Source organism: Chryseobacterium sp. 22532 (genome assembly GCF_052044665.1).
GTDB classification, from domain to species: Bacteria; Bacteroidota; Bacteroidia; order Flavobacteriales; family Weeksellaceae; genus Chryseobacterium; species Chryseobacterium lathyri.
In genome coordinates, this window is record NZ_JBQENJ010000002.1 from 700,129 (window position 1) to 713,817 (window position 13,689).

The window sequence follows — 13,689 nt, forward strand, 5'->3', positions numbered from 1 at the left end:
TTTTAGGCTTTTTCACGCATCAAAAAATATACCGTTATTTTAATATTTAAAAGTGGAGTTATTTTTATAAAATAATAAATTAATAATTGAAATTTCCAATTATAATGCAGTTTTTTCAAAAATAAGAATTGAATAATTCACTTTTATAATGTGGCTTATTTTAGAAATAAATTTTTCAAAATAACTGAGATATTGGTTACTTTTTTTATTTGTCTTACTTTTGCGTGATGCGTTTTTTTAAAATAATAGCCGTAATTCTTGTTCTTGTGGTAGGAGCCTATGCTGCTTCCATGTATTTTTTCGTGGACGAAAACAAGGATTTTAAGATAGAAAAAGAAGTCGATTATCCCATAGATAAAGTCTTTTCCCAGTTTAATAATCTCCAGCATTTTACCCGCTGGAACAATTTTTTTACAAGTTCACCATCAATTGATATCGATTATTATACCCCTTATGAAGGTCAGGGAAGTGCAATAAGCTATGTAGATCCGAAAAATGATACGGACGGAGAAATGTTCATCCGGTATGAAAATCCTGCTAAAAGCTTGAGATACCAGCTTTTTGAAGACAGGAATGAAAGCCCAACGGTAGTGGATGTTCAGTTCAAGCCTGTTTCTGCGGACAAAACAAAGATTACTTGGTATGTGCATACGCCTAAACTTTCCGTATTCAGAAGAGTGGAAAATTTCTGGACAGAAGACCGGTTTGCCGAAAATATTAATAAAAGCATGGTCAATCTGAAAAATGTTTTGGGCAATAAAGTGGAAAAAGACAATCAGATGGCTTCCATCAAGTATGACAGTCTCATGGTGGAAAACGAGGAAGATAAGCTGTTGCTGGGCATCAACGTAAGTGCGTCCAATAAGAAAGAAGCACTGTATAAAAACATCGTTATGAATTACAGCAAAGTGTATAACTATGTCACAATGGATCTCGGTAAAAAAGACGATGAATTTGGCTTCCCGGTACTGATTACCGATGCCGATAATTACAAAGACAAAGAAGTTTCTTATTTCCTGGGAATTCCTCTTTCCAAAAAGATAGGAGTTCCGGATAATAATTTCAATTTCCGGACTGTAAATCCTTCTCAAAATTATGTGATGTACTACAAAGGAAGCTACGAGGGCAGAATACGGGCGGTTCAGCAGCTGATTCAGAAGGCTAAAAAAGACGAGATGCGCTTCGGAGATATCCGGCAGACCTTTATTGAACGTCCGATTGAAGGGCAGGAGGTGAATATTAAGCTCTCATTATCAGTGTTTAAGTGATTTTTTTCCGATTATTTTTTTCTTAATTTTTTTTAACGGTTTCAGGCTGTCTTAACTCGGTTTTTTTTATTAAATTTGAAGATTAATTCTACAAATAAATTTTAATAATAGATAAACTGTAATAATGGACAGATTTTCATTCCTAAACGCAGCTCATTCTCAGTTAATTGAGGATTTATACCAACAGTACTTAAAATTCCCGGATTCTTTAGAGCCATCATGGAAAGCCTTTTTTCAAGGCTTTGATTTTGCTTTGGAGAACTATGGAGATGACGATAACATCCAATATATCCAGGCTCCGGCCAATGCTGCTCCGGCAGTACAGCAGATCTCTCAGGCAGTAGCCGGCGGAGAAGTTCCTGAGCACATCAAAAAAGAGTTCAAGGTAGTAAACCTTATCGAGGCTTACAGAACAAGAGGGCACCTGTTCACAAAAACAAATCCTGTCAGAGAAAGAAGACATTATACGCCTACTTTAGACATCGAGAACTTCGGTTTGAGCAAGGAGGATTTAAACACAAAATTCAACTGTGCTGTTGAAACAGGAATGAAAGAGCCTGCTACATTACAGGACCTGATCAAGCATTTGGAAAATATCTACTGCGATTCTATCGGGGTAGAGTATACGTATATCAACAACGTTGAAGAAAAAGATTTCATTAAAAAATGGCTTCAGGTGAACGAAAACCACCCAAGCCTTTCTGCCAATGAGAAAACTGAGATTTTATTAAAATTGAATCAGGCAGTAGCTTTTGAAAACTATCTTCACACAAAATTTGTAGGACAGAAAAGATTCTCTCTGGAAGGAGGCGAAACATTAATTCCTGCATTGGATCAGCTGATCTCACGATCTTCTCAACTTGGAGTGGATGAAGTGGTATTAGGAATGGCCCACAGAGGAAGACTGAATGTTTTATCAAACATTTTCGGAAAATCTTATAAGCAAATCTTCTCAGAATTTGAAGGAAAAGAATTTGAAGAGGATGTATTCTCAGGGGACGTTAAGTATCACTTAGGATCATCTAAAAAAGTGAAAACCGCTTCCGGAGAAGAAGTGGCCATCAACCTTACCCCGAACCCGTCTCACCTTGAAACCGTAGCAGCTCTTGTAGAAGGAATCTGCCGTGCGAAAATAGATGACAAATACAAAGGAGACGGTTCCAAAATTCTTCCTATCGTAATCCACGGTGACGGTGCTATTGCAGGTCAGGGGATTGCTTATGAAGTAGCTCAGATGATGACCTTAGAGGGGTACAGAACAGGAGGAACTGTTCATATCGTTGTCAACAACCAGGTATCATTTACCACAAACTATGCTGATGCCAGATCGTCAACATACTGTACAGACATTGCAAAAGTCACAGAATCACCTGTAATGCACGTTAATGCAGATGATGCTGAAGCGGTAGTTCATGCCATGCATTTTGCAGCAGATTTTAGAGCGAAATTTGGTAAAGACGTTTATATCGATTTATTAGGATACAGAAAATATGGACACAATGAAGGTGATGAACCTAGATTCACACAGCCTAATTTGTATAAACTAATTTCTAAACATCCTAATCCAAGAGAAATTTATAAAGATAAATTACTTAAGGACAGCATTACATCCAATGATCTTATTGCAAAAATGGAATCAGATTTCAAAGCACTTTTAGATAAAGACTTTGATGCTTCCAAAGAGATCGAAAAAAATGCAATGGATCTTTTCATGGCAGAAGACTGGACCAATTATCCAATCGGAAAAAGAGGGGCAGTTCAGATTCCTGTAGATACAAAATATGACCTGGCTAAACTTAAAGAGCTGGCGATTAAAATGTCATCTCTTCCTGCTGATAAAAAGTTCATCAATAAAATTACAAGACTGTTTGATAACCGTGTTAAGGCTATCGAAGGAAATTCATTAGACTGGGCTCTTGGAGAATGGTTGGCCTATGCAACACTTCTTGTGGAAGGGCATAATGTGAGAATTTCCGGAGAAGATGTAGAGAGAGGAACATTCTCCCACAGACATGCGGTGGTGAAAACTGAAGATACAGAAGAAGAATATATCCCATTAAGACATGTATCAGAAAGCAGATTTGATGTATTCAACTCTCACCTTTCAGAATACGGAGTCTTAGGTTTCGACTACGGATATGCAATGGCTTCTCCTAATACACTGACGATCTGGGAAGCTCAGTTCGGAGACTTTGTGAACGGTGCTCAGATCATCGTTGACCAGTATCTGGCTGCTGCAGAGGAAAAATGGAAGATTCAGGACGGATTGGTAATGTTACTACCTCACGGTTCAGAAGGTCAGGGTGCAGAACACTCTTCAGCAAGATTAGAAAGATTCTTAACGCTTTGTGCGAACGAAAATATGGTGGTAGCCAATATCACTTCACCTGCTAACTACTTCCACTTATTAAGAAGACAGCTTAAATGGACATTCAGAAAGCCGTTGATCGTAATGAGCCCTAAATCTCTGTTGAGACATCCGAAAGTGGTTTCTCCACTGGAAGATTTTGCAAACGGTTCATTCCAGCCGATTTTGGACGATCCTACAGCAGACCCTAAAAAAGTAGAAAAATTAGTATTGTGTTCAGGTAAATTATACTTCGAATTATTAGCGAAGAAAGAAGAGCTTAACTGTGAAAATATTGCACTGGTAAGATTGGAGCAGCTGTATCCGCTTCAGGCAGATGCATTAGAAACGATCTTCAGCAAGTATAGTAACAGAACACAATTGGTTTGGGCTCAGGAAGAACCAGAAAACATGGGAGCGTGGTCTTATATCCTGAGAAACTTCAGAGACACAGGAATCCAGGTAGTAGCTCCGGTACCAAGCGGTGCTCCAGCTCCGGGAAGCCACAAAATGTTTGAGAAAAACCAGAATGCAGTGATCAACAGAGTTTTCGACAGAGATGATGCTCCAGCAAAAAGACCCGTTACAGCGTAATTAAGAATAATACCCAATTAAAAAAATAAAAAATACTCAATATGTCAGTTTTAGAAATGAAAGTTCCTTCACCGGGAGAATCCATTACAGAAGTTGAAATTGCAACTTGGCTTGTGAAAGATGGTGATTATGTAGAAAAAGATCAGCCAATCGCAGAAGTAGACTCAGATAAAGCAACTCTTGAATTGCCTGCAGAACAAAGCGGTGTAATCACGTTAAAAGCAGAAGAGGGTGATGTAGTACAGGTTGGCCAGGTAGTTTGTTTAATTGATATGGATGCTGCAAAACCTGAAGGCGCAAGCGCACCGGCTGCAGAAGCTCCAAAACAGGAAGAAGCTCCAAAAGCTGCTGAACCAGCTAAACAGGAAGCTCCAAAACCAGCTGCTCCGGCACCGGCTCCACAAACGTATGCAACAGGAGCTCCGTCTCCTGCAGCTAAAAAGATTCTTGATGAGAAAGGTATTGAGGCTGGACAGGTTTCAGGAAGCGGAAGAGACGGAAGAATCACTAAGACTGATGCAGAATTAGCTGCTGTTCCTGCTTTAGGAGGAAGCCCTTCTACGGCAACAGGAGCTCGTACTACAACGACGACTAAACTTTCAGTTCTAAGAAGAAAAATCGCTTCAAGATTAGTTTCTGTAAAGAACGAAACAGCCATGTTGACAACTTTCAATGAAGTTGACATGTCTGAAATCTTCAGACTAAGAAAACTATATAAAGAAGAATTTGCTCAGAAACATGGAGTAGGACTAGGCTTTATGTCTTTCTTTACAAAAGCGGTGACAAGAGCATTACAGATGTATCCGGATGTAAATGCATCTATCGACGGAGATTACAAGATCAACTATGATTTCTGCGATATCTCAATCGCGGTTTCAGGTCCTAAAGGATTAATGGTTCCGGTATTGAGAAACGCCGAAAACATGTCTTTCGCTGGAGTTGAAGCCAATATCAAAGATCTTGCAACTAAAGTAAGAGACGGTAAAATTACAGTTGATGAAATGACTGGAGGTACATTCACTATTACAAACGGTGGTACTTTCGGATCTATGATGTCTACACCAATCATCAACCCTCCGCAGTCTGCTATCCTTGGAATGCACAACATTATCCAAAGACCGGTAGCGGTTGACGGACAGGTAGTGATCAGACCAATGATGTATGTGGCAATGTCTTATGATCACAGAATTATCGACGGAAAAGAATCTGTAGGATTCCTTGTAGCGGTAAAAGAAGGTATCGACAACCCAGTTGAAATACTAATGGGAGGTGACGAAAGAAAAGGTCTTGGATTATAAATTTTAAGAAATTTTAATATTAACACAATCTCGCCCTAAAAAGGCGAGATTTTTGTATCTGTTAAAGAAATACTAAGATGATGTTCTCAAAAATGACTTCCAATATCAAAGTTTCAGTAATACCTGAATATGATAGTAAAAACAGTTATCCATCTGAAAACCGTTACGTCTTCAAGTATAATATTACGATAGAAAATGACGGCAGCTTTCCGATTAAAGTACTGAAAAGAAAATGGCTGATCTTCGATGTAGGCTTTGGATACACTGAGATTACAGGAGATGGTGTAATAGGATTGACACCAGAGATTCCTGTAAGCGAAAATTTTGCTTATTTCTCCAATGTGATGCTTCGGTCCGGAGTAGGAAATATGAGCGGAAAATACCTTGTTAAAAACATGGATACCCAGGAAACTTTTGAAATTGAGATTCCAAAATTCAACCTGCTCTCTGAAGTGTTAAGCAATTAGGAGTATTCCTTTTGAGGTGGTTGTAGGAAATAAAATAATGATTGTGAATAGCAGTCGGAAGTAGAGGCTTTTTAGGCTATAATTTTTTAATATACTTTAGAAAAGACTCGTGTATTTCTTCATTTTCAGTAATAATTAATTTTTCAAAAGCCAGCAGGGCAATTTTTGCACAGGCTTCCGCATCGTCCCCGGCCCGGTGATGGTTAAGGTTGATCTGATGATGATCCGCCAGATGTTTCAGACCGTATTTCGGAAGATAATTCCATGATTTTTTAGCCAGCTGAATGCTGCAAAGGTAATTCAGTTTTGGGGTAAACATGCCGTAATGCTCGAAACAACCCCTTAAAACCCCTGCATCAAAGCTTGCATTATGGGCGATCATCAGGGTGCCATACATCATTTCTTCAGCTTCATACCAGATCTCATCAAAAGTAGGAGCATCCTGCACATCTTCCGGAGTTATCCCGTGAACACCAATATTAAATCTGCTGAAATAAGGGAAACTGGGCGGTTTGATCAGCCAGGTTTTCGTTTCTACGATTTTGGAATTCTGAACAACACATATGCCCATTTCACACGCTGAACTTTTTTCGTGAGTGGCTGTTTCAAAATCTATTGCGCAGAAATCCATTTTTTTGAGTGATGAGTTAAGAATTATGTGTTGCTGATTGGTTAGATGCTGGTTTTATTTAATATTCAAGGTTTAAAGTTTTTTGAAGTTAAGAATTTTTCCGGTAAAATACTATACTCCTTTAAGCGTCAGATATTGTACTTTATTTTCCTAATCCCTAATCCCTAATCCCTAAAACCTACTTCCTTCCACCTAAAAAATGTCTGAAGATCAGCCACTTTGACTGGTAGAATATATTTTTCTGATGCCTTTGACGAAGTTTCCATGTTCCTGGAAGTTGCCCATAAAATCCGAAATGAGCCCTTACCACAGCCCAAAGGTGTGGAAATCCATTCTTGAGTCCGAAATAAATTCCTGCAATTCCGTCTAAGCACAGCCTGAAAAATATGAGCCCTATCAGTTTAGGAAACGGCAGATTTTTCAACATCATAGAAAGATTGTTTCTGATGTTTAAATAAGTCTTTTGTGCACTTTGCTTATTCAGGGTTCCGCCCCCTACATGGTATACTTTTGATTTTCCCGTATAAAAGATCTTCTTCCCGGAATTAATCAGTCTCCAGCAAAGATCAATCTCTTCCTGGTGAGCAAAAAACCTTTCATCGAAACCATTTTGCTCCCAAAAATCTTTTGAACGAATAAAAAAGCAACATCCTGAAGCCCAGAATATCTCTGTTTCATCATCATACTGGCCGTTATCCTCTTCAAGGTCGTCAAATACACGTCCCCGGCAGTAAGGGTAGCCCAGATTGTCAATAAGGCCTCCGGCAGCCCCGGCAAATTCAAACTGCTTTTTATTGTTGAAAGATAAAATTTTAGGCTGTACGGCTGAGATAGAAGGATTTTTTTCGAGCAGATTCAAGGCAGGATTGATCCAGTTTTCGGTAACCTCCACATCAGAATTGAGAAGGCAATAATATTCGTTTTTTATTTCCTTTAAACCTTCATTATACCCCCCTGCAAAACCATAATTCTGATTGTTTTTAACGATTTTTACGATAGGAAAATGAGTCTGTACAAATTCTATAGAATCATCGGTAGAAAGGTTGTCTATCACATAAATATCTGCATCCTGGGAAAAACCAACAACACTGGGAAGAAATTTTTCAAGCCAGTTTTTACCGTTCCAGTTTAAAATAACAACTGCTAAATTTTTAGGCATCAGGATTATATTTTTTCAGCATCAAACGATTTAATAGAATCCTGGTACTTCCATTTTCTGTGTGACCAGAGATAATTGTCCGGGTGCTTATGTAAAGTGTTTTCCAGAAGCTTATGAAATTTCCTTACCACTTCATGTTCCGTAAACTTTTCACCGTCAGGATAGATCCTGTGGTAGTTTACCTGGTAGTATCCCCGTTTTACTTTCTTCATTTCACAGTAAATGAAGGCAAGGTCCATTCTGGTAGCCAGCTTATCGTATCCTATAAATGCAGGGGTTCTCTGGTGCAGGAACTCTAATCCGTAATTGACGTGGGCAACATGCGGGGTCTGATCCGCTACAAACATATAAGCCGATTCACCATCATTTTTAGACCTGAAGATATTCAAGATCACTTCATTGGCTTCCAGAGCTTCATTCCCAAACTTATTCCTAACTTTTTTCATCTGGTTCTCCCAGAAATCACTGTTCACTTTTCTGTATACCGGATGGCAATGTTTCTGCGGAATAATTCTTGCGAAAGCATTCATCCATTCCCAGTTAAAAACATGTCCGGCAAGCATGATCACATTTTTTCCTTCTGCTTTAGCTTCATGGAATGCTTCCTGATTGATGTGCTGCATTCTTACCCGGGATTCCGTTTCAGAAATACTGAAAGATTTAATGGTTTCTACAAGATAATCTGAAAAATTAAGATAAAATTTCTTTCTTATAATTCTTATTTCTTCCTCAGACTTCTCAGGAAAAGAGTTTTGGAGATTCTGCGTAATTACCTTCTTGCGATAGCCTACCAGATAATAATTTAAGAAAAACATAACGTCCGAAAAAATATACAATACTTTAAGCGGAAGTTTAGAAATGAGATATAATATTTTGATTAGGAAATTCATAAAACATGCAAATCTAGTGATAATAAAATTATGGTTCTATTTTTGCTTGCAATAAGTATTATTTTTTTTATTTTTATGTTATGAAAAAATTGTCGATCATAGCTTTTCTTGGACTAAGCATACTTGCTTTTTCTCAGGAAACCAAAAATGTACCGGAAGCAAGAAAGCAGGATAATGCTCTTCTGGTAAAACCTGATCATGCAGAGCTGGATGCGAAGAAGAAAGCAGCAGAAGAAAAAGCAAAACTTCCCAAACCTTATGATCCTAAAGCTAATGCTGAAGCTGATATTAACAAGCTAGTAGCTCAGGCTAAAAAAGAAGGTAAGAATATTGTGATTCAGGCCGGAGGAAACTGGTGTATCTGGTGCCTGCGCTTTAATAATTTTGTTCAGAACACTCCTGAGTTGAAGGAAACTGTAGATAAAAACTATCTGTATTATCATTTGAATTACTCCCCGGAAAATAAAAATGAAAAAGTTTTTGCTAAATATGTGGACATTAAAGAAAAGCTTGGCTATCCTTTTTTCATAGTTTTGGATAAAAACGGAAAAATGATTCATGTTTTAAAAGACAGTTCTGTTCTTGAAGAAGGAAAAGGATACAGCAAAGAAAAAGTAAAAGAGTTCTTTGACCAGTGGGCTCCAAAGTCATAAAAGTATAACCGGGAAATTCTTCCCGGTTTTTTTTATTTACAGCAGTTTCCTGATCCAGCTTAATTTTTTATCTGAATAAGGCGGATATTTTATATCAGGCTCACCCCAGGTTGCTTTTTCAAGAATGGATTTCTGATGAGAAAATGCTTCAAAACCATATATTCCATGATAACTTCCAATACCTGAGTTTCCAACCCCTCCAAAAGGAAGACGGTCATTTCCTAAATGCATGATCACATCATTAATGCATCCTCCACCAAACGACAATTTCGTGGTGAACGCTTCTTTTTCTTCAGAATTCCGGGTAAAAAGATAAGCGGCCAGCGGTTTTTCAAACTCCAGGATGGTAGTAAGAACCAAATTAAAATTGGTAAAGCTAATAACAGGGAGTATCGGACCGAAAATTTCTTCCTGCATAACATCATCTTCCCAGCTTACATTATTTAGAAGGGTAGGCTCTATAAATAGGTTCTTTTCATCGAAATTTCCACCAAAGTAAATTTTCTCTTTATCGATTAGCTTTACCAAACGTTGGAAGTTTCTTTGATTGATAATTCTTGTATAATGTTCAGAGTCCGGTCCGTACTTAAATTCCATAATATACTTTCTCAGTGTTTCCAAAAACTGTTCATGGATAGGTTCTTCGACCAGCAGATAATCCGGTGCTACACAGGTTTGTCCGGCATTGAGGAATTTCCCCCATATAATTCTTTTGGCAGCTACCTCAAGATCTGCATCTTTGGTTACAATAGCGGGCGATTTTCCGCCCAATTCAAGCACAACAGGCGTTAAATGTTCTGCAGCAGCCCGATAAATGATCTTTCCAACCTTAGTGCTTCCGGTAAAGAATATTTTGTCGAATTTTAACTTTAAAAGCTCTGTGGTTTCACCAATACCGCCTTCATACACATACAGATATTCGGGAGGGAAATTTTCATTGATGATTTTTGCCATTGCCTTCATTGTGTTTTCTGCAATTTCACTTGGCTTTAAAACACAGCAGTTTCCTGCTGCCAGCGCAGCAATTACAGGGGAAATCGACAATTGATAAGGATAATTCCATGCACCTATAACAAGAACATTTCCTAGAGGTTCTGGATAAATTTTACTTTTTCCAAGTTGATTGGCCAGGTTGGTCCTGACTCTTTTAGGTTTTGAAAGTGCATTTAAATTCTTCAGATAATACTTAATATCATTCAAAACAAAGGAAATCTCTGTGGTAAAAGTATCAAACTTTGATTTGCCGAAATCTTTGTAAACAGCTTCATACAAGAGCTCTTCATTCTTTATAATAATATCACGGAGCTTTTCAAGATACATTTTTCTGAACTTGATATTCTTCGTTTGCTGTGTCTTGAAAAAAGCTTTCTGATGATCTACGATTTCCTGAATTCCCATTACAATTCAAATTTCGGAAAGTACAGCAAATTTTCGGCCTAAAATCACATAATATTTCTCACCGCAATTTTCACAGGGTGGTAAAGCAGTAAAGCAAACGCCGTGATCAATGCCAGCCAGAACAGTCCTGTGAAAATTTCCATATTGGAAAGGAGGATCGACTGGGCTGTTATTTTTGCTTTAAAGGCTCCGGCAGTCACTGATAAAGACTCATTCACGGGCAGTTTAGAGAGTTGAGCTCCGAATATCTGGTTCCATTGACTGTAAAAAACCGGATTGGTATCTGTAAGATTAAAGCTTAAAGTATCAGAATGCTTTAAGGTTAAAAAAAGCATCAGGTTCTGCATTAAAGCATAGCCGATAGCAGTGGTCCAGAAACGGGTTGTAGTTCCTAAAGCTGTTGCATTGGAGAGATATTCTTCCGGCGTTCCGGAAATAAGAAAGAAAACAAGGGGCGTAAACAGTAAGCCCTGAGCAATTCCCTGCAGAAGTAAAGGCGGGCAGATTGTAGAAAGGGTAGTGTCCGGATAAAATGTATACGTAAACCATGCACAGTCTACTGCCAGCAGCAAAAATCCGGTAAAAAAAACAATCCTTGAAGAAATGCCACGCATCAGGCAGATCCCCGATAAAAAAATACCAATAAACGTCCCTACCACATTCCAGTATTGAATGTTGACAATATAGTCCCATGGCCATTTCCAGACCGTTGCCATAATGCTGTAAACATTGTTCAGGCCGGAACGGATCAGATAAAAAATAAAAAAAAGGATCATCCCGGCAATCACATTCTTTGAGCTGAATACTTCAAAATGAAAGATCGGTCTTTTGGAATTCCTTTGCTTCAGCATAAACAATCCTCCTGAAAGAAGAAATATAAAAAGACACATGATAATGGTATCAGACTCAAACCACATCAGTCTTTTTCCGTAAATGATGGCATACCCTCCTGACTGAAGACAGGCCCACAACAGGAACCAACTTGTGATGTCCAGTTGATAAAGTGGCATTTTAGGAAAAAACCGGTTGGTATTGAAAAGAGCGATTCCGATAACCAGGACAAAAACATGAAAATAAACCATCATCAAGATCATATGCCGGAAATCATAATTTTCAATGCTTGATTTAAGTAGTGATGTAGTGACTGTTCCTCCTGTGAGCATGATGGTATACATGAAAAGATAGGCTATTACCTTAGCGTGTTTTGTTTTCAATTCAGCAATGATCAGTGGGAGAAAAATAGCGCCTTCCAGCAGCCCGAAAATGCCTTCCAGAAATCTTATGACCAGGATGACCTGGTAATTGTTGGTAACCGAGAGGGCATAAAGAATGATCACAGAAATGGAAGACATCAGCAAAACATAATATTTAACGCTGAAATAAGCCATAAACCTCTGTAAAACCAAAAGAGTGACCACAAAGGTTCCATACATCAGAATCATTAAGTACTGGATGTCATCTGAATCTACATCCATAAAAGAAGAAGTGAAGGCGCTATTGGAATGCAAAAGCGACAACAACATCAGGTGGGGAAATAGTGCCAACACCAGAAGCGGCAGCTTCAGCCATTGCGGGACCCATTTGTGATAAACTGTATTATGCTGCATAAGATGTGTAAATGCGATAATTGGTGATTATTAATTTAATGCGAAGGCATAGATATTTCTCACTATTTCATCGAAATAAAATGCGGAAAGACAAAGAGCAGAATGTAAAAGTAAAAGGTAAGATGACAAACGCTAAAGAATAACCAAAAGCCTGTCGCTGCAATCCCGTCTTTCCGCTAAAAAAAATCTAATCTGGCTGTTATTGATGTAGAAATTGGATTTGTTTACTATCTTTCACTCTAAAACTCTAAAACTCTAAAACTCTAAAACTCTAAAACTCTAAAACTCTAAAACTCTAAAAGCTTAAAACCCTCCCACACAAAAACTTTATATCTTCTTCGCGCTCACCAGGACATTCATTCCGGAAAGCAGTTTTTCGTTATTTTGATTGGTATCGAGAATGATTTTTACCGGAAATCTCTGTTCGATTTTGACAAAGTTTCCCGTGGCATTATCAGGCTTTACCAGAGAAAACTGTGAGCCTGATGCCGGCGATACAGAAACTACTTTTCCTTTAAACTCAATTTCAGGATAGGCATCTGCAGTAATTGTTACTTCCTGTTTCGTATCAATCTGGCCGAGTTGGGTCTCCTTATAATTGGCAATGATCCATTTTTCCTTGCTTACCATTTGTACCAGAGCCTGGCCTTCTTTGATCAGCTGTCCTTCCTGGATTGTTTTTTTGCCTACCCAGCCATCGTACGGAGCGGTGATCACAGTATATGAAAGAAAAAGTCTGGCATTATTAAGATTTGCGGAACTCTGCTGGATCTGGCTTTTTACCGGGGCAACTTTGGTCTGCTGTTCATTAGCACCAGCTTTTACTGAATTTTTCTGTTGTTCTAAGGCTAAAAGATTGGCTTTGGCCTGCTCGTAAGAGGCTTTTATATTCTCAAACTGCTGTTCGGTAGCGGCGTCTTCAGAAACCAGGTTCTTATACCTCTTAAAATCCTGTTCTGTTCTCCATATATCAATTTTTGCTGAAGCTATTTTGGCATCAATAATCTTTGAATCACTTTTCTTTGTATTAACCCCACTTTCAATGGTTGTGATGTTTTCTGCATTGGCATGAAGGCCGGCCTCAGCCATTTTTACCTGGTTGACAAATTCCCTGTTATCGATAACAATCAAGGTATCTCCTTTGTGCACAAACTGGTTTTCTTCAAAACGTATACTTTTAATGAATCCTGAAACCTTACTGGAAACAGGGGTAATATACTGTTCGATCTGAGCATCGTTCGTGGTGACGTTTTTTCTTGAGAAGAGATAGAAACTTACCATGCCTGTGATGCCGCTGATGATCAGGATCCAGGCCAGAAGTGTAATTGACTTGTTGATTCTTTTTTCCTTTTGTGTCAGTTGTTTCTTTGCCATAGT

General features: G+C 38.4%; 11 protein-coding genes. 5 read left to right on the forward strand and 6 right to left on the reverse strand.

Annotation, left to right across the window (positions count from 1 at the left end; translation table 11 throughout):
- The first annotated feature begins 227 nt into the window (after positions 1 to 227).
- From ACTJIV_RS07390 to apaG, 4 genes are all read left to right on the forward strand, one after another.
- Complete coding sequence (locus ACTJIV_RS07390; RefSeq protein ID WP_111958139.1) at positions 228 to 1,268, forward strand: SRPBCC domain-containing protein; 1,041 nt, start codon at positions 228 to 230, stop codon at positions 1,266 to 1,268.
- Between the two features lie 124 nt (positions 1,269 to 1,392).
- Positions 1,393 to 4,209, forward strand: a complete 2,817-nt coding sequence (locus ACTJIV_RS07395) for a 2-oxoglutarate dehydrogenase E1 component (RefSeq protein ID WP_111958137.1) — start codon at positions 1,393 to 1,395, stop codon at positions 4,207 to 4,209.
- 41 nt (positions 4,210 to 4,250) lie between these two features.
- A complete protein-coding gene (gene odhB, locus ACTJIV_RS07400; RefSeq protein WP_111958135.1) occupies positions 4,251 to 5,507 on the forward strand; it encodes a 2-oxoglutarate dehydrogenase complex dihydrolipoyllysine-residue succinyltransferase in 1,257 nt (418 codons plus the stop codon).
- 77 nt (positions 5,508 to 5,584) lie between these two features.
- Complete coding sequence (gene apaG, locus ACTJIV_RS07405) at positions 5,585 to 5,974, forward strand: Co2+/Mg2+ efflux protein ApaG (RefSeq protein ID WP_111958133.1); 390 nt, start codon at positions 5,585 to 5,587, stop codon at positions 5,972 to 5,974.
- 76 nt (positions 5,975 to 6,050) lie between these two features.
- Here the strand turns inward: apaG and ACTJIV_RS07410 are convergent, their stop codons facing one another.
- The 3 genes from ACTJIV_RS07410 to ACTJIV_RS07420 all read right to left on the reverse strand — a co-directional run bounded on the left by ACTJIV_RS07410 (position 6,051) and on the right by ACTJIV_RS07420 (position 8,654).
- On the reverse strand, positions 6,051 to 6,605 hold the full coding sequence (locus tag ACTJIV_RS07410) for a 3'-5' exonuclease (protein WP_440626588.1): 555 nt from the start codon (positions 6,603 to 6,605) through the stop codon (positions 6,051 to 6,053).
- A gap of 178 nt (positions 6,606 to 6,783) precedes the next feature.
- Positions 6,784 to 7,764: a glycosyltransferase family 2 protein gene (locus ACTJIV_RS07415; protein ID WP_440626590.1), complete on the reverse strand. Its 981-nt coding sequence runs from the start codon at positions 7,762 to 7,764 to the stop codon at positions 6,784 to 6,786.
- Positions 7,765 to 7,769: 5 nt separating this feature from the next.
- A complete protein-coding gene (locus ACTJIV_RS07420) occupies positions 7,770 to 8,654 on the reverse strand; it encodes a lysophospholipid acyltransferase family protein (protein WP_336378639.1) in 885 nt (294 codons plus the stop codon).
- An 80-nt stretch (positions 8,655 to 8,734) separates the two neighbouring features.
- On the opposite strand from ACTJIV_RS07420, the gene ACTJIV_RS07425 reads away from it, so the two are divergent.
- Positions 8,735 to 9,307: a thioredoxin family protein gene (locus tag ACTJIV_RS07425; RefSeq protein WP_111958125.1), complete on the forward strand. Its 573-nt coding sequence runs from the start codon at positions 8,735 to 8,737 to the stop codon at positions 9,305 to 9,307.
- A gap of 36 nt (positions 9,308 to 9,343) precedes the next feature.
- On the opposite strand, the gene ACTJIV_RS07430 is transcribed toward ACTJIV_RS07425, so the two are convergent.
- The 3 genes from ACTJIV_RS07430 to ACTJIV_RS07440 form a co-directional block, all read right to left on the reverse strand.
- Positions 9,344 to 10,705 (reverse strand): aldehyde dehydrogenase, encoded by a 1,362-nt coding sequence (locus ACTJIV_RS07430; protein WP_440626593.1) that lies wholly within the window; start codon positions 10,703 to 10,705, stop codon positions 9,344 to 9,346.
- Between the two features lie 44 nt (positions 10,706 to 10,749).
- On the reverse strand, positions 10,750 to 12,312 hold the full coding sequence (locus ACTJIV_RS07435) for a hypothetical protein (protein WP_440626594.1): 1,563 nt from the start codon (positions 12,310 to 12,312) through the stop codon (positions 10,750 to 10,752).
- A 327-nt stretch (positions 12,313 to 12,639) separates the two neighbouring features.
- On the reverse strand, positions 12,640 to 13,686 hold the full coding sequence (locus ACTJIV_RS07440) for an HlyD family secretion protein (protein WP_111958119.1): 1,047 nt from the start codon (positions 13,684 to 13,686) through the stop codon (positions 12,640 to 12,642).
- Positions 13,687 to 13,689 lie beyond the last annotated feature (3 nt).